The sequence below is a fragment of the Haladaptatus sp. HS23 genome (genome assembly GCF_056892285.1).
Genome location: NZ_JBXGLH010000002.1, coordinates 753,673 through 769,719, shown reverse-complemented (window position 1 = coordinate 769,719; position 16,047 = coordinate 753,673). Strand labels below are relative to the sequence as shown.

General features: G+C 61.4%; 15 protein-coding genes. 6 read left to right on the top strand and 9 right to left on the bottom strand.

The window, feature by feature from the left end:
- Nucleotides 1–76 precede the first annotated feature (76 nt).
- The 4 genes from AC1XDK_RS10205 to AC1XDK_RS10190 all read right to left on the bottom strand — a co-directional run bounded on the left by AC1XDK_RS10205 (nucleotide 77) and on the right by AC1XDK_RS10190 (nucleotide 3,345).
- A complete protein-coding gene (locus AC1XDK_RS10205; RefSeq protein ID WP_483349780.1) occupies nucleotides 77–691 on the bottom strand; it encodes a TetR/AcrR family transcriptional regulator in 615 nt (204 codons plus the stop codon).
- The gene (locus AC1XDK_RS10200; RefSeq protein ID WP_483349779.1) at nucleotides 688–1,491 is read right to left on the bottom strand and encodes an ABC transporter permease subunit; all 804 of its coding nucleotides are present in this window, start codon (nucleotides 1,489–1,491) and stop codon (nucleotides 688–690) included. The genes AC1XDK_RS10205 and AC1XDK_RS10200 overlap by 4 nt, the downstream gene beginning before the upstream one ends.
- Entirely contained in the window at nucleotides 1,484–2,458 is a 975-nt protein-coding gene (locus AC1XDK_RS10195; RefSeq protein WP_483349778.1) for an ABC transporter ATP-binding protein, read from the bottom strand. The genes AC1XDK_RS10200 and AC1XDK_RS10195 overlap by 8 nt, the downstream gene beginning before the upstream one ends.
- 164 nt (nucleotides 2,459–2,622) lie before the next feature.
- On the bottom strand, nucleotides 2,623–3,345 hold the full coding sequence (locus tag AC1XDK_RS10190; RefSeq protein ID WP_483349777.1) for a phosphoglycerol geranylgeranyltransferase: 723 nt from the start codon (nucleotides 3,343–3,345) through the stop codon (nucleotides 2,623–2,625).
- 191 nt (nucleotides 3,346–3,536) lie between these two features.
- Between AC1XDK_RS10190 and AC1XDK_RS10185 the strand changes: the two genes are divergently transcribed.
- On the top strand, nucleotides 3,537–3,746 hold the full coding sequence (locus tag AC1XDK_RS10185) for a hypothetical protein (protein ID WP_483349776.1): 210 nt from the start codon (nucleotides 3,537–3,539) through the stop codon (nucleotides 3,744–3,746).
- On the opposite strand, the gene AC1XDK_RS10180 is transcribed toward AC1XDK_RS10185, so the two are convergent.
- On the bottom strand, nucleotides 3,743–6,226 hold the full coding sequence (locus AC1XDK_RS10180) for a DNA topoisomerase I (protein ID WP_483349775.1): 2,484 nt from the start codon (nucleotides 6,224–6,226) through the stop codon (nucleotides 3,743–3,745). The two genes, AC1XDK_RS10185 and AC1XDK_RS10180, sit on opposite strands and share 4 nt — an antisense overlap.
- 179 nt (nucleotides 6,227–6,405) lie before the next feature.
- Between AC1XDK_RS10180 and AC1XDK_RS10175 the strand changes: the two genes are divergently transcribed.
- The 3 genes from AC1XDK_RS10175 to AC1XDK_RS10165 all read left to right on the top strand — a co-directional run bounded on the left by AC1XDK_RS10175 (nucleotide 6,406) and on the right by AC1XDK_RS10165 (nucleotide 10,791).
- The gene (locus AC1XDK_RS10175; RefSeq protein WP_483349774.1) at nucleotides 6,406–8,601 is read left to right on the top strand and encodes a sensor histidine kinase; all 2,196 of its coding nucleotides are present in this window, start codon (nucleotides 6,406–6,408) and stop codon (nucleotides 8,599–8,601) included.
- 109 nt (nucleotides 8,602–8,710) lie between these two features.
- Nucleotides 8,711–9,283, top strand: a complete 573-nt coding sequence (locus AC1XDK_RS10170) for a response regulator transcription factor (protein WP_483349773.1) — start codon at nucleotides 8,711–8,713, stop codon at nucleotides 9,281–9,283.
- Nucleotides 9,284–9,393: 110 nt separating this feature from the next.
- Complete coding sequence (locus AC1XDK_RS10165) at nucleotides 9,394–10,791, top strand: MATE family efflux transporter (RefSeq protein ID WP_483349772.1); 1,398 nt, start codon at nucleotides 9,394–9,396, stop codon at nucleotides 10,789–10,791.
- A 71-nt stretch (nucleotides 10,792–10,862) separates the two neighbouring features.
- On the opposite strand, the gene AC1XDK_RS10160 is transcribed toward AC1XDK_RS10165, so the two are convergent.
- From AC1XDK_RS10160 to AC1XDK_RS10150, 3 genes are all read right to left on the bottom strand, one after another.
- On the bottom strand, nucleotides 10,863–11,573 hold the full coding sequence (locus AC1XDK_RS10160) for a lytic murein transglycosylase (protein ID WP_483349771.1): 711 nt from the start codon (nucleotides 11,571–11,573) through the stop codon (nucleotides 10,863–10,865).
- 159 nt (nucleotides 11,574–11,732) lie between these two features.
- Nucleotides 11,733–12,314: a DedA family protein gene (locus tag AC1XDK_RS10155; RefSeq protein WP_483349770.1), complete on the bottom strand. Its 582-nt coding sequence runs from the start codon at nucleotides 12,312–12,314 to the stop codon at nucleotides 11,733–11,735.
- A gap of 184 nt (nucleotides 12,315–12,498) precedes the next feature.
- Nucleotides 12,499–13,527 carry a lysylphosphatidylglycerol synthase transmembrane domain-containing protein gene (locus AC1XDK_RS10150; protein WP_483349769.1) on the bottom strand — a complete coding sequence of 343 codons (1,029 nt, stop codon included), beginning with the start codon at nucleotides 13,525–13,527 and terminating at the stop codon, nucleotides 12,499–12,501.
- 191 nt (nucleotides 13,528–13,718) lie between these two features.
- Between AC1XDK_RS10150 and AC1XDK_RS10145 the strand changes: the two genes are divergently transcribed.
- Together AC1XDK_RS10145 and AC1XDK_RS10140 are read left to right on the top strand one after the other, a co-directional pair.
- Nucleotides 13,719–13,976, top strand: a complete 258-nt coding sequence (locus AC1XDK_RS10145) for a hypothetical protein (RefSeq protein ID WP_483349768.1) — start codon at nucleotides 13,719–13,721, stop codon at nucleotides 13,974–13,976.
- Between the two features lie 43 nt (nucleotides 13,977–14,019).
- Nucleotides 14,020–14,382 carry a DUF8127 domain-containing protein gene (locus AC1XDK_RS10140; protein WP_483349767.1) on the top strand — a complete coding sequence of 121 codons (363 nt, stop codon included), beginning with the start codon at nucleotides 14,020–14,022 and terminating at the stop codon, nucleotides 14,380–14,382.
- Nucleotides 14,383–14,529: 147 nt separating this feature from the next.
- On the opposite strand, the gene gatB is transcribed toward AC1XDK_RS10140, so the two are convergent.
- On the bottom strand, nucleotides 14,530–16,047 hold the full coding sequence (gene gatB, locus AC1XDK_RS10135; RefSeq protein ID WP_483349766.1) for an Asp-tRNA(Asn)/Glu-tRNA(Gln) amidotransferase subunit GatB: 1,518 nt from the start codon (nucleotides 16,045–16,047) through the stop codon (nucleotides 14,530–14,532).

The window sequence follows — 16,047 nt, the reverse complement described above, 5'->3', positions numbered from 1 at the left end:
TCCGCGGCGGGCTTAAACGCCCTCATTTTCGTCGTCATCTACAGACAGAAGAGCCGTTCACACGCGCCGAAACGGACTACTCGCCGGTCTGGGTGAGTCCGGCGGCGACGATTTCGATGAACATGTCCCGGACGGCTTCGTAGTAGTCGCGGCCGATCTGGTCGCGATAGAGCGGAAGCAACTTCACGGTCCCCATTACTCCCGCGATGGTTTCCGGGTCGCCCGCTCGAACGTCCCCCGTTTCCTGCCACGCTTCGATGTAGGGGAGGACGTAGGCGAGGGACTCCGCCCGTCGTTCCTCGAACTCCTCCGGCGAGATGTCGCCGACCATCTGCATCACTTCCATAAACTCGTCCTCCACGAGCAGTCGTCGCATCAGCCGATTCTCCTCGATGGTCTCCACCAGCAGCCGCATGAACGTGGCGATGGCCCGCTCGGGGTCGTCTTCGCTCGCGAGGGAGTTGTCGACGAGTTCGTCGGCGAGCGCGTGACCTTCTCGCTGGAGGATTTCGAAGTACAGTTCCTCCTTCGAGTCGAAGAATCGATAAAACGTGCTGTCGGCGATGCCCGCCGCGTCGGTGAGGTCGGCGATGGTCGTCTTCTTGAGGCCGTATCGTTCGAACATGTCTCGGCCGTCGTCGAGGAGGAGACGGCGGATGCGGTCGCGTTCGTCGTCGCTGAAACCTTTCATGAGATGTCTTTACGTTGGAAGATGACGCGGCTCACCAGCACAAGCACTACGATTCCGGCGAGTAAGACGACGGCTCCAGTCCAGTCGTACTCGCCCGAAACCAGAATCGCGGTCGGGTCGTAGTAGTGCGTCGGACTGATGGCACCGAGCCATCCCATGTCGGCCGAACTCGCCACGGAATCCAGCAGAAACAGCGCGAAGATGGCTCCGAGGCCAGCGCGCTGTGCGACGTCCGCGTGGTCGAACACCACCGAGAGCAGCAGGCCGATTGCCCCGCAGGCGAGCAGATACGGAATCGACAGCAGGTGTGCGACGACGAGGTCCGAAAGCGATACCGACTCGCCGATGGCGACGACGCTCACGTAGACCACCGCGCCGACGATGACGTTCAACACGACCAGCGTCGGGACGAGCGAGAGGAACTTCTCGATGATCACTTTCGAGCGCGAAACCGGCGTCGCGAGGAGCACGTCGAGTCGCCCGCGCTCCACGTCGCCCGCGATGAGGCCGCCGGCGATGTACGCCGTGTAGATGCCGAGCAGGAGGAGCCAGAAGAACTGATACAGTTCGACGGCGAGGAATCCCTCCATCGTCGTCAGCGAGAACGCGCCGCCGGACGCGCCGAACGCCGCTTTCATCGCCGGCGGAAGGCTCTGCCAGTACGCTTCGAGGTCGGCACCGGAGGTCTCGATGGAGGGAAAGAGCGCGACGATGCCGAACGACATCACGGCGAGCAGGACCGCGAGCACGACCGCTCCTTTGACCCGTCGGTCAAACTCGTAACGCGTAATCTCAAACATCGTCCTCACCCCCGTCGTCCGCGACGGTGACGGCATCCGTCGCTTCGGTCTCGTCGCCCGTCGGACCGTCGGCCTCTGCTTCCTCGTCGATTTCCTCGTCCCCGTAGAAGCGCATGAAGATGTCTTCCAGCGGCGCTTCGTCGATTTCGAGGTCCCTAACGGTGTACCGTTGGAGGTGGTCGAGCAGCACGTCGTAGTCCCCCGTGAACGTGAACGAAATCGTCCCGTCCACCGTCAGGTCGTGGACGCCCTCGAACTCGAAGTCCGACCGTTCGACCGCCTCGGCGACGACGACGCGGACGTGTTTTCCGCTCCTGTCAAGCAGCGTCTCCACGGCTTCGAGCGTGACGAGTTGCCCGTCGCGGATGATGCCGACGCGGTCACACACCTTTCGAACTTCGCTCAGGATGTGACTGGAGAAGAATATCGTCGTCCCGCGGTCGCGCTCCTCGCGGACGAACTCGTAGAACCGCTCCTGCATCAGCGGGTCCAACCCCGAGGTGGGTTCGTCCATGATGACGAGGTCGGGGTCGTGCATGAACGCCTGTACGATGGCGAGTTTTTGCACGTTCCCCCGCGAGTACTCGCCGATGTCGCGGTCGACGGGCGGGTCGAACCGCTCCAGCAGTTCGTCGCTCCGCACGTCGCCTTTCAGTTCGGCGTGGTAGTCGAGCAGTTTCCGCCCCGTGATTCCGGTGTCGAACCCGGGGTCACTCGGTAGATAGCCGATGTGGCGCTTCGCTTCGATGAGCGCGCGTTCGTCTCGCACGTCGTATCCGAGAACCGTCGCCTCGCCGTCGGTCGGCGTGATGAAGCCGAGAAGCGTCCGAATCGTCGTCGTCTTCCCGGCCCCGTTCGGGCCGAGGTAGCCGAACACCTCGCCCGATTCGACGGCGAGCGTGAGGTCTTCGATGCCTCGCGTCTCGCCGTAGTACTTCGTCAGACCGACCGTTTCGAGTGCGGACATGTGTATCCCGACCGAATATCCGTTCCATGAATATATGAATATTCCGTTCGTTTATTTTTCAACCTTGGATTCGGGGTTCTCAGCGGTTCTATCGCCACCGTGGTTTCCCGCGCTCACAAAACGACGTCGCTACTCCTCGAACGACCGACGAAAAACGAATCCGTTCACGCCGACTCCGCGCGCGCCTTCTTCGCCTCCTTCGCACCCTCGACCGTCTCGCGGACGGCCTCGACCCCGTTGTCGTGGACGAGGTCACCGACGACCACGATATCGGCGTGTTCAGCCATCGTGTTTGCCGACTCGTAGTCGTGGATGCCGCCGCCGTAGAACAGCGTCGCCTCGTCCAGTGCGTCCTGTGCCGCCGCGACCACTTCGGGGTCGCCGAACGTACCCGAACACTCGATGTAGATTATCTGCTGGCCGAGCATCCGTTCCGCGAGTTCGGCGTAGGCCGCCACGTCCTCCGCCGTCTGGTCGCAATCGGCGTCGGTGTACTCCGCGACGCTGGCCTCGGGGTTGAGGATGATGTATCCCTCGGTGTGCGTCTCCGACCAGTCCACGTCCCCCATCCGAATCCACTCCTTGTGGAGTCCGGCTATCCACGCCACGTCCCGCGTGTTCAACACGGTCGGCACGAAGTAGCCGTCCAACGCGTCGCTCTCCACGACCACGGCGGGATTGCTCGGCTCCTGATAGAGCGGCACGTCGTACTTCGCACAGGCGTCGATGACCCGCTGCATCTTCTCCTGTGTCATGTCCAGCGTTCCGCCGATTTCGAGCGCGTCCGTCCCCGTCGCACACACGTCGGCGAACGTATCGCCATCCGCGAGGCTTTTGTCCGGGTCGAGTTTAGTTATATGGTCCCAGTCGTCCCATGGCGCGGTCATAGCGTTCCTTTCAAAACTCCCGGGTAAAACAGCTTCGAATCGCACCACCACCTTTTGCTGCGGTCGTGAGCAGAGAGCGAGCGCGACCCGCGCTCGCTCTCTGCCTTACTCCCTGGCAAAAGCTGGACCAAAAACCTCCTCACCCCGTTGGGGGTTCGTCGGCCCGGAAAATCGGAGATTTTCCGGAGAAGATGCTAACGACTTGCGGTTGTGTCGCTGTTGGTCTCGCGGGGTCCTATCGCACGCCGACTCTCGTCGTTCGCCTCTCCGGCGGAACAAAAGTAGCGGTAAGTCGAGTTCGTCGGTCGTTCGAACCGCTACTCGGGAACGGCGTCGAGTTGTTTGGTGAAGCGGCAGTTCGAGGAAACGACCGGGAGAAAATTCCGCGCCGAATCGCTTAGTCAGCCTTCGCCTGCCAACTTCGCAGTCGGTCCTCGCTGACGCCGCTGACCTCGTCCGCGACCGATTCGACCTCGGCGTCTTTGAGGTCCTCGATGTTCTCGATACCGACGTCGGCCAGCTTTTCGACCGTCTTCGAGCCGATTCCGTCGATGGCTTCCAGTCCGCTCTTTTCCTCGCGCTGTTTGAACTCCTCGTAGTTGCAGATGGGACAGCCGAGTTCCCACGGTTCGTCCCCGTTGTGGATGACGAGTTCCGGCAGGTCGTGGTCCGCACACCGCTCGTCCGTCACTTCGATTTCGCCCCGGCGCGGGAGCGGCAGCGAGTAATCGCAGTCGGGATACCGCGTACAGCCGACGAGCCGGGAACCGGTCTGGAGTTTTTTGATGGCGAGTTCGCCGCCGTGGTCTTCGCCACACTCGGGACACTCCCCGATAACCTCGTCTTCGGCTTCCTCGGCCTCCTCCGCCTTGCAGAGCGCACAGCCGTGGACGAAGGTGCCCCGTCCGGCGAGTATCTTCACCTCGCGAAGGTCGTGGTCCTCACACGTTTCGTCCAAGATGAGCGGCTTGCCCTTGTTCGGCAGCGGGAGGGTGTACGTGCAGTCGGGGTAGCCGTCACAGCCGACGAAGTACGACCCGCGCCTGCTCTGTCGGACGAGCAGGTCCTCGCCACAGTCGGGACATGGCCCCAGTGTCTTGTCCTCCTTGAGGGACTGTTGAAGCTGTTTTCCGATCTCCTCCCGCGACTCCTCCAACTCGTCGAACACAGTCGCGAGGAGTTCCCGCGAGGAGTCGGCCACGTCGTCCAAGTTCGCCTCGCCGTTGGCGATGGCGGTCATGTCCTCTTCGAGTTCGCGGGTCATCGCTTCGCTCACGACGAGGTCCGCGTAATCCTCCGCGGCCTTCACTACGGCCTGTGCGAGACGGGTCGGTCGCGGCGGGTCGCTCTCTAAATAGCCGCGGTCGTAGAGCTTCTGGATGGTGTTGTGACGGGTCGATTTGGTCCCGATGCCCATCTTCTCCATCTTTTCGATGAGTCTGGACTGGCCGTACCGACGTGGCGGTTGGGTCTCCTTGTCCTCGATTCGAGTGTCGGTGATGGCCAACGTCTCGCCCTCCTCCACGTTCGGCACGTAGTTCTCGCTGGTGTTGAAGTACGGATAGACCGCGTGGTAGCCCTCCTGAAGCAGGCGCTTTCCGTTGGCTTTGAGGGTCAACTCCGAGACCATGGACACCACCTTCAGGTGTTCCCACTTCGCCGACTCGGCGACGGTGGCGAAGAAGCGCCGAACGACCAGTTCGTACACGTCCCACTCGTCGTCGCTCAAATCGCCCTTCGTCGGGATGTCCTCCGTCGGGTGAATCGGCGGGTGGTCGGTGGTCTCTTCGTCCCCTTCGGTCGGGTCGATGTCGTCCTGTTCGAGCAGGCCATCGGCGTCCTCGCCGAAGTGGTAGTCCCCGACGAACGTATCGAGGAGTTCCTCGGGGTCCAAATCGTCCGGGTAGACGGTGTTGTCGGTCCGCGGGTACGTGATGTACCCGGCGGTGTAGAGGTCCTCCGCGATACTCATCGCACGCTGGGCGGAGTAGCCGAGACTGCCCGCCGCGCGGATGAACTGCGTCGTGTTGAACGGCGCGGGCGGTGTGTCGGTCCGCGTCCGCCGCGAGACGCTCTCGACTATCGCTTGCGAGGCCCCCGAGAGCGTTTCGTACGCTTTCTCGGCCGTCTCCTCGTCCCAGACGCGCTCGGCTTCGTTGCCGTCTTCGTCGCGATAGAAGTACTGCGATTCGAACGCCTCGTCGTCCTTTTGCAGGTCGGCGAACAGTTCCCAGTAGGCTTCGGGGTCGAACGCCTGAATCTCGCGTTCGCGGTCCACGATGAGCTTCAGGGTCGGACTCTGAACTCGCCCGACGCTGATGAAGTCGTTGCCGAGTTGCCGCGCCGAAAGCGAGAGGAACCGCGTCAGCGCGGCCCCCCAGATGAGGTCGATTATCTGGCGGGCTTCGCCCGCGGCCGCCAAATCGAAGTCGAGTTCGTCCGGGTTCTCGAACGCCGAGGAGACCTCGTTTTTCGTGATGGAGGAGAACCGGACCCGTTGGATGGGGACGTCCTCGTTCACTTCGCGGACGAGTTCCCACGCTTCCTTCCCGATGAGTTCGCCCTCGCGGTCGTAGTCGGTCGCGATGGTCACGCGGGTCGCATCGCGCGCGAGCAAACGAAGCGTTCGAACGATGTTCTCCTTGGTCGGTTGCTTCTCGACGGTAGCGTCGATGAGTTCTATCGGTTCCACGTCGCGCCAGTCGTTGTACTCCGGGGGGAAGTCTACCCCGACGACGTGGCCCGACAGGCCGATACAGCGCTTGCCGCCCCATTTGTAGACGTTGACGCCGTTCTGTCGATCGGCCTCCGCACTCTCGCCGGAAAGGATGTCGGCGATTCGACGTGCGGCGTTGTCCTTCTCGGTAATGATGAGTTCCACTCACACATCACCCCGGTTCGCGTCGGTCATCGCCCACCGCTACGGGTATGGCGCTGGTAAACGTTTCGCCAGCGAAAGAAAGCGGATTTCCGCGAGACACCGACGTGCACTCGATTATCTAGGGTGATAATGGAAGAAACCCCTATGTGGGTGTCGGCTGTATGGAATAGTATTCTGATATGTTGGGGTACGTATCGTTTTCGGGCGGCGTCGTCCTCGTGGGAACCGTTCTCGGCGGTGCCGTCGGGTTCGGTCTCGCGTGGTACGCGTGGTCGAACCGTCGTGTTCCCGGGGCGACGCCGTTCTCCGCGCTCATCTTCGCCGTCGCCGGATGGTGTGTCGCCTCGCTTTTCCTCCTGACGAGTTCGTCGCTCGGCCCCGCCCGTTTCTGGATGTCGCTCATCGGAATCTGTATGACGGCCGTTCCCGTTCTCTGGCTGATTTTCGCGCTCGAATACACCGGCCGTGAGGACTGGGTGACGGCGAAAACCCTGCCGCTCATCTGCGCGGAACCGATACTGTACACCGTCTTCTCGCTCGTCAGTCCCGACCACGGGTTTGCGAACGCGAGCGCGACGGTGATGACGAGCGACTCGCTCACGACGCTGTCGGTCAGCTATACCCCGTCGTTTTACTTCCATCTCGTCTACCTCTTCGTCGTCCTCCTCACCGGATTCGGGTTCCTCACCGCGTTCCTGATACAGGCGGACAGACTTTACTGGAAACAGACGGTCGCCATCATCCTCGCGGGGTTCGTTCCGTTCCTCGGCATCTCCCTGTTCGCGTTCATCGATTTGGGCGTCGCGTTCGGGCTGACGCCCGTTTTCTTCGCCGCGAGCGGTATCTTGGACAGTCTCGCGCTCTTTCGATACGACTTCCTCAACGTCGCTCCGCTCGCATCCGAAGTCGTCCTCTCCGAGATGGACGACCCCGTCATCGTCGCCGCCGACGGACGAGTCATCGAGTACAACCCGGCGGCCGAACCGCTGTTCGACGGCGATACTATCGCCGGAAGCGGACTCGAATCGGTCCTTCCGGGCCTCCTCGATTCCGTTTCGAACGGGAAACCGTTCTCCCCCTCGACGGTTCGACCGGACGGTGGCGCGGAGATGCCGATTTACGACCCTCGTTCGACGCCGATACACGACCATCACGAGGTTCATCGCGGCGATATCTTCGTCCTCCGCGAGATAACCGACCAGAAACGACGGGAGGAGACACTTCGCGCCCTCCAATCCGCGACCCGACGGTTCATGAACGCGGAGCGGCTCGAAGACATCGCGGAAATCGCGGTCCAGACGGCCGACGAGGTACTCGACCATCCCTACTCTTCCATCCTCTTTCCGGACGACGACGGGCCGGTTCTCCGGTCCGTTGCGATGACAGACCTCATGCGGAGCGGCCTCGACGATGAGTTGACGTTCTCCGACGACGCCGAGTCGATGTGGTCGGTGTTCGAGTCCGGGACACCGGTCGTCTACGAATCCGTCGAGCAACTCTCGAAGCAACCGTACGGCTATCTCCCCGTGGGCTGTTTGCTGTTGCTTCCGCTCGGCGAACACGGGATTCTCGCCGTCGGAAGCGACCTGCGAAAACGGACGTTCACCGAGAATGACCGCCGATTCGCCCGCATTTTGGCGAGTACGACCGAGACGGCACTCGACCGCGCGCGACGGGAACGCGAACTCCGGGAGAGTCAGGCGATGGTCGAGGAGCGAACCGACCAGATCGAGTTCTTCAACGGCGTACTGCGCCACGATATCCTGAACGGAATAACCGTGGTCAACGGCAATTTGGAACTCCTCGAACCGCACGTTGAGGCGTCCGGCGAATCCTACTTCGAGACGGTTCGTAACTGGAGCGCCGATATCGGACAGTTGACCGAGAAGGTGCGGTCGGTCAGTCAGACGGTCACCGCTTCGGAGTCGGTGTCGTTGGAGGCCGTCTCGCTCTCCGTGGCGCTATCGCGTCGGGTGACGAAGGTACGAAACACGTATCCGAGAGTCGATATCGAGGCCGACATCCCGGAGGGACTGTTCGTTCGCGGCAACGAACTGCTCGGCGAGGTGATCGAAAACGTGCTGTTGAATGCCATCGAACACCACGACGACGAGTCACCGTCGCTCGCGGTCCGAACGTGGCAGGCGGACGAATCGGTTCGCGTCGAAATCGAGGACGACGGACCGGGCATCTCCGAGGACATGAAAACGCGGGTGTTCGACCGCAACGTCACGTCGGAGGCGACCGGTTCCATCGGGTTCGGCCTCTACTTCGTTTCGGCGATGATGGACCAGTACGACGGTTCGGTGTGGTTCGAGGACGCGGACCCTCGCGGAACGGTCGCCGTTCTCTCGTTCTCAGTTGTCGCCGGATGACCGACTTGCATAAATCATCGCTCCAGAAGAAAGTTGCAGAACAGCTATCTAAGAAACCAAAGATATATGTGATACTGATTGATTATATCTATCACTGCGAATCGAACACATGACTGGTGATGGAAAGTTCGGCGTGTTGATCGTGGACGATGAAGCCGAGGTCACTGCCCTCTACGAGGAGTGGCTGTCCGCGTATCGGACGTTCGTTGCCCACGACGGACGGGAGGCGCTCACGGTACTCGACCAGCGGGACAAGGATATCGACGTGGTACTTCTCGACCGGAAGATGCCGGAGTTGAGCGGTTCGGAAGTCCTCGAACGAATCCGTTCCCGAGCGTATGACTGTCGCGTTGCGATGATAACAGCGGTGGCACCCGGATACGACATAATCGAAATGTCGTTCGACGAGCATATCACCAAACCGGTCGACGGTGAAACACTTTGCAGAACAGTCGAAGCGCTTTACAGTCGGGCACAGTACGCGGAGACGTTGACACGCTATTACTCGCTCGTTTCGACGCACGCGAACTTGCTGACGGAATACTCCTACGACGACCTGTGTGAAAACGACGGGTTCGTCTCGCTCGAAACGGAAATCGAATCCGTTCGCCGCAATCTCGACACCTCCCTCGAAGTCGGCGACCATCGGGAGTTCCAACACGTCCTCCGCGAACTTCAGTAGCCCTCCTCTCGTAAAAACCGGCAGAGTGCAGACGGAACACGTTCGTTTAAGGCCGGTTCGACCATTGTACTGAAACGTCTATGTCCGGGCGCAGAGCGGGACGTATCGATATGACCGACGGCGCTATAACGCCGAAACTGGTGACGCTGGCGTGGCCGCTGGTCGTCGGCAACCTCCTCCAGACGTTTTACAACCTCGCGGACATGTTCTGGGTCGGTCGCGTCGGCACCAACGCGGTGGCTGCCGTCTCGCTCATGTTTCCGACCTCGTGGCTCTTCGTCTCCCTCGCGATGGGTCTCACCGCGTCCGCCGTCGCGCTGGTGTCACAACACATCGGTGCGGGGGAGGACCGGGCCGCGGACAATGTGGTCGCACAGACGACGCTCCTCACCGTCGTCGTCGGGGTTCTCCTCGCCGCGTTCGGTTACGCGTTCCGCACGCAACTCCTCACGCTCGTCGGTGCAAAGGGGCCGGTCTACGTCCAAGCGCTCCAGTACATCGAGGTGTTGTTCTTCTCCATCCCGTTCACGTTCCTGTTTTTCGTCTTCAGGGCCGTTCTCCGCGGCGCGGGCGACACCCGAACCGCGATGTGGCTGATGGTGATTTCGGCCGGGCTGAACGTCGTCCTCGACCCGATACTCATCCTCGGATACAGCCCGCTCGGTCCGATGGGAACACAGGGAGCGGCAGTCGCCACGCTCATCGCTCGCGTCTTCGCCGCCGTCGTCGGCGTCTACGTCCTCCTTCGCGGCGACTGGGGGATTCGACTTCGATTGGAGGACCTCCGTCCCGACTGGCCGGTCCTGAAACGGCTCGTCACGGTCGGCTATCCCGCGACCATCGACGGTGCGGCACGGAGTTTCGCCGCCGTGGCGATGGCCGCACTCGTCGCCCGATTCGGCCCGGTACCGACGGCCGCCTACGGCGTCGGCGTCAGGATGATGTCCGTCTCGTGGACCGTCTCGGGCGCGGTCGGACAGGCCGCCGCGACCGGCGTCGGGCAGAACCTCGGCGCGGAGACGCCCGACAGGGCGGCCGAGGTGACGTGGAAGGCGACCATCGGAACGTTAGTGGTGTTGTTCGGTGCTGGCGGCTTGATGATGTTCTTCCCCGACGTGGCCATCGGCGTGTTTACCGACGACCCCGCTGTGGTCCGAGTCGGTGCCCACTTCCTCGAAGTCATCGGGCCGTTTCTGGCCTTCTTCGGGGGGTTGATGGTGATTCAGGGTGGCTTCCGCGGCGCGGGGGACACCGGCGTTGCGATGGCGCTCTCGTTCCTCTCGCGGTGGGTGCTTCGGATACCTATTGCGATTCTCCTCGCCTACCAGTGGACGCTGCAACTCGGCCCACTCACGCTCTCCGGACTCTCGTGGGGCGTCAACGGTCTCTGGTGGGCGTGGTCGATTTCCGCTATCGGGTCGTTCGTCATCGGTGTCCTCTGGTTCAGCCTCGGCCACTGGCGTCAGGGCGTGTTAGAGGAAGAGCGCCGACCGACGACGGCGGACTGACCGCTCGGAACCGACCGTTTTGAACCGGCCCTCGGGCGGTGATTCGCAGAAAGGTCGCGTGCGTCACCGGCTCACGCGTCGGTGAGATACCGCTCGACGGACCAGCCCCACACGTTCCGGTCGAGCCAGTGGACGCCCCACCACGTGTAGCCGCCCTTGTCCGTCGGTCCGTTCATGATTTCGCCGACCTCTCCGGGTGAGATGGTCGCGACGATAGGTTGACCGGTTCCCGGCTGTTCGCGCGTGTTCAGGTCGGCCGTCGGCGTCACTTGGTCGCCATCGACGAACCTCTCGCCGCCTCCGCCGCCGTAGGCGTCGCGGTAGTAGGCGGCGGCGTCCTTCACGTCGCTGACGTACGCCGAACTGTGGTTGTAGGCGTAGAGCGCGCTGTCCCAGTCGCCCGGCGCGCCGTTGTCGGTGAGGTAGTAGGCGGCCGCGGGAATCGCGTCCTGATAGTCACAGATGTCGGCGACGCCGTCCCCGTCGCCGTCGACGCCGTAGTAATCCCACGTCGAGGGCATGAACTGCATCGGACCCCTTGCTCCCGCCGACGACTCGTCGCATCCGGCTTCGTACTGCCCGTGTTGGGTTTCTATCCACCCGACACCGGCGAGATACGTCCAGTCGATACCGTAGTCGCTCCCCGTCTGCCGATACTCGCTCAGGTAGTTCGACGGAATCGAACCGGGCGTCGCCGTTGCAGACCCGGAGAGCCCCGAGATGGTCACCGCCGCTGTACCTGTCGCACCGACTTTCTTGAGTATTTTACGTCTGGAATGCATATACATTCACATCCACAAGACACGCAAAAATATATTTTTCTTCCTCATATAACAATAAATAAACAGTCATGACCGAGGGTTTCATGAAAGAAATCTCCTTGGCTGTACGCTCGATTGGCGGTTCCGAACGCAATCACAGACAGGGCGGTTGCGGAGTTCCTAGAGCAGCAGGGATTCTCGCTTGAGATATTCACGGACGAGCAAGACACCGGCGACGCCGACCGCGAGGACGACTCCGAGACTCGCGACGACGACTACGTTCCCCTGTAGCGCACTCGACCCCGCGTTGATGGCCCAGTCGAGCGGCGAGGTTTCTCCGGCCCCTTCGTACACGAGATAGGTGAGAAAGGCATTGAAAACGAGCGAACCGACCGCCGAGTAGACGGTGAAGGTTCGCAAATCCATCTCGGCGAGTCCGGCGGGAATCGAGATGATGGCACGCATCAATGGAAGCATGCGACCCCACAGGACGGAACTGCGGCCCCACCGTCGGAACCAGCGTTGGCTTCGTTCCAAATCCGACTCGGAGACGTGGAGGACGTGCCCGTATCGGTCGAGGGCCGTCTTTCCGTTCTTCCCGAACACGTAGTAGCCGAGGAGGCTTCCCGCCGTCGCTCCGGCAGTCGAGATGGCGACGAAAACGGCGAACGAAATCGGGTCGTGAACGAGTTGCGTGGCCGCAAACGGGACGACGATTTCGCTGGGTGCGAAGTGAAGGATGAAGGCCGTTTCGAGTGTCAAATAGATGAAAACTGCCAGATATCCATATTTCGTGACAAACGAGAGTATGGTATCCGCTAGCCAATCGAACATCTGAACTGGGGTTCAGCGTTCTCCGTAATCAATTTTTTCATATGGGCGGCCCTCAATATATTTGTTGTCCAACTATACTGTTCTGTAGCGCTACACTGTGCTATTGTCGTTTTTACCGGCCGGTCTCGAGGATCGCGACGGCCGCACCACCGGCGACGATGGGGAGCAGATACGTCGCCCCTCGAAAGACGAGCAGTGCGGCCGTAATCGTCGGAAGCGGCACCTTCGTCACGCTCACGAGTAGAATGATGTACGCCGCGTCGATGCCGCCGGAGCCCCCCGGAAGCGGCGTTATGCTCGCCGTCATCGCGAGTGGAACGATAAACAACGGCGCTTCGACCGGAATCGCGTAGCCGAACGAGTAGAGGGAAAGCCACAGTGCGGTCGCCAGAAACAGCCAACCGCCCGCCGAGAAGAACAGTCCGACGGCGAGAACACGGGGGGTTCGCGCGATTCGTTCCAGATTCGAGACGAACACGGAAACCCGGTGTTCCAATTCCTGTTCCGGCAGGTCGGCGTCCAACGGCGTCCTTCTATCGATCCATTCGAAGAGTCGTGAGATGCCGCCGACGAGCGATGCCGCGAGTCGGTCCCGTGACCGCCACGCGAACACGGCGATGACGGCGACCGCTACGGCGACGGAGAAAAAGAGGGTCACCGCGAATTCGAGTCGGGGATTGAGCGTCGCACGTACCGTGAAATATCCGAGTCCGACCATCGCTAATCCGACGGAGGGAAGCAGGTTGATGGTGTCGACGCTCACTACGGTCGACAACCCCGTTTCGTACTCCGCACCCGTCGACCGGGAGACGAACAGTGCGGCCAGCGGTTCGGCACCGGCCTGTGCGAAGGGCGTGATACTGTTGGCGAAAACGATACACATGTATATCAGCACCGTCCGCACCCGCGTCTGCGGATAGTCAAGCAAGGAGAGGAGGGCGTGAAGGGCGGAACTCCACGAGGTCAGCCAGAGCGACGCGACGACGATAATGGCGACGATGACGTACCCGTTCGCCGCCCGAAATGCGGCGATGACCGCGTCCACACCGACGAACCACACGATTAGAACGATGACGAACAACGACGCGAGCAGGCCGAGAGCGACCGACCGGACGTTCAACTCTTCGCTCGCTGCGTCCATCCCCCAAATCCCCCGTTCGACCCGATTCCGACTCGGTTCATCTGTTCCAGCAAACGGTCCCCATCCGTAAGAATCATCACGACGGGTTCGTGACGGACTACTTCGTGCCGGGTGTCCTCGTCCAGACGTGCTTTCCAACACGTGAAAATAGAAGTCAGAAAACATATGTGATTTCGAACGCGCAAAACGATATGGACGAGTCGAAGCGTCGCCTCTCCCTCCTTATCGCGGGTTTTCTCCTCGTGACGGTTCCACTTTACGCGCCCGCCCTCCACATCACCGGCCCGCGATACGAGTACAAAAGTGCCGAAATAACGACCCCCAAACGATACGCTCTCCATCGCCGACGACGGGCGACTCGACGAAATCGCGGGCATCGACTGTCTCCGCGAACACGAGATCTCTCGGCGCTGTGTTTACGAAGCACGCGCACTGAACAGCACCGTTAGGGCCGACCATCCTGCCATCGTTCGAGTTATCGGCGGGGCGCACGTGTATTCGAAAGAGCAGTACGTCGCGTTCAACGCAAACCACCCCCTCTACCGGCGGACGTCGGACTGGAAAAACGGGTCATACGCCCTCGGTCTCGAACGCGTATCGGCTACGACTGTGCTGGAAGACGTAGCAATCGACGGAAAACACGTATCACGGCAAACGAGAACTGCCGTGGAGGAAGGGTCCGTGAAAACCCGCAAGAAGCTTCCACACGCGAACCGAATCGTGGACACTCCCGACGGCTACTTCGTCGTCTACCAGTCGGAACGACATCCCTTCTTGAAGACGAACCCGGAAACGGAGTGGATTGTCGAGTGGGCAGCGGTGCTGGTCGGCGCTGACTTGCTCCGACGCCTCTGAGAGTTCTCGATTTCGGACTCACCTCGTCCGTAGATTTAAATCCGAAAACGAAGCCAAACCGCCGGATGACGTAGCCGACCGCCGCGATGGGGCCCAGGCAGGTGTGTGGCACACCCCATCGCAATCATCGCCCGTGCCGCCTGTTCGTTACTCGTCCAATCGCTCGCGGAGCATGCCGTTCACGCTTCCGGGGTCGGCGCTGCCGCCGGTCTTCTGCATGACTTGCCCGACGAGGAAGTTGATAGCGCCGCCTTCGCCCGCGTGGTAGTCCTCGACCGTGTCGGGGTTCTCCTCGATGGCTTCCGTCACGGCCTGTTCGACTTCGCCCGAGTCAGCCTTTCCGAGTCCCTCACGCTCGATGATGGTTTCGGGGTCGTCGCCCTCATCCAGCATCTCGCGGAGAACCGTCTCTTCGGCGTTTTTGGCCGTAATCTCGTCTCCGGCCACCAGTCGGATGAGGTGCTTGAACTCGTCGAGTCGTCCTTCGACGTCCGTGATTTCCATGTCGCGGTAGTTGAGTTCTCCAAGGAGGCTGTCGGCGACCCACGCAGCAGCGAGGTCGGGGTCGAACTCTTCGGCCACGTCCTCGTAGAAGTCGGCGACCTGCTTGCTCGACGTGAGTTTGCTCGCGGCTTCCTTGTTCAGGCCGTACTCCTCGCGGAACCGCTCACGACGGGCGTCCGGCAGTTCCGGGATTTCGAGCTTCTGCTTCCAGTCGCTCACTTGGAGCGGCGGCAGGTCCTCCTCGCGGAAGTAGCGGTAGTCCTTCTCCGCCTCCTTCGAACGCATCGAGACGGTCGAGCCGTGCGTCTCGTTGAAGTGCCGGGTTTCCTGCTTGATGGCCTTCCCGCGTCGGATGAGGTTCTTCTGTCGGCTCTCCTCGTAGGCAAGGGCGCTTTCTGCGCCCTTATGGCTGGAGATGTTCTTGACCTCGGTTCGGTTCGCGTCCGTGAGAACGTCCTCGGGAATCGACCCGTCGTCGTTAACGTCCTCTTCGGGGACGATGGAGAGGTTCGCGTCGATTCGAAGGCTGCCGTCTCGCGTCGAATCGAAGGCACCGAGATATTCGAGCACCTCTTCGAGCTTTTCGAGGAACGAGAGGACCTCGCCGGGTTCGCGGAAGTCGGGGTCGGTGACGATTTCCATCAGCGGCGTCCCGGCGCGGTTGTAGTTGACGAGGGTGTAGTCGGCACGGTCGATGCCGACGGTCCGAGTTTCGATGTCGCCCGTTCCGTCCCGAACGTGACGGAGGCTTCCGGGGTCCTCTTCGAGGTGGGCACGGTGGATGCCGACCGTTCGGGTTTCGCCCTCGAAGCCGAACTCCAGTTCGCCGTCCTGACAGATGGGAGCGTCGTACTGGGTTATCTGGAACCCCTTCGGGAGGTCGGGATAGAAGTAGTTCTTCCGGTGGAAGGTCGTCTCCTCGGGGATGTCGGCGTCGATGGCCTTGCCGACCTTGACGGCGTACTCCACGGCCGCCTCGTTCAGTACCGGGAGCGACCCCGGAAGCCCGAGACAGACCGGACAGGTGTAGGTGTTTGGTTCGGCGTCGTCTTGGTCGGTCGAACACCCGCAGAAGATCTTTGTGTCCGTCTCCAGTTGGACGTGGATTTCGAGGCCGATAACGGCCACGAGTTCGCCCTCTTGGACAGCCTGAGCAGTCAT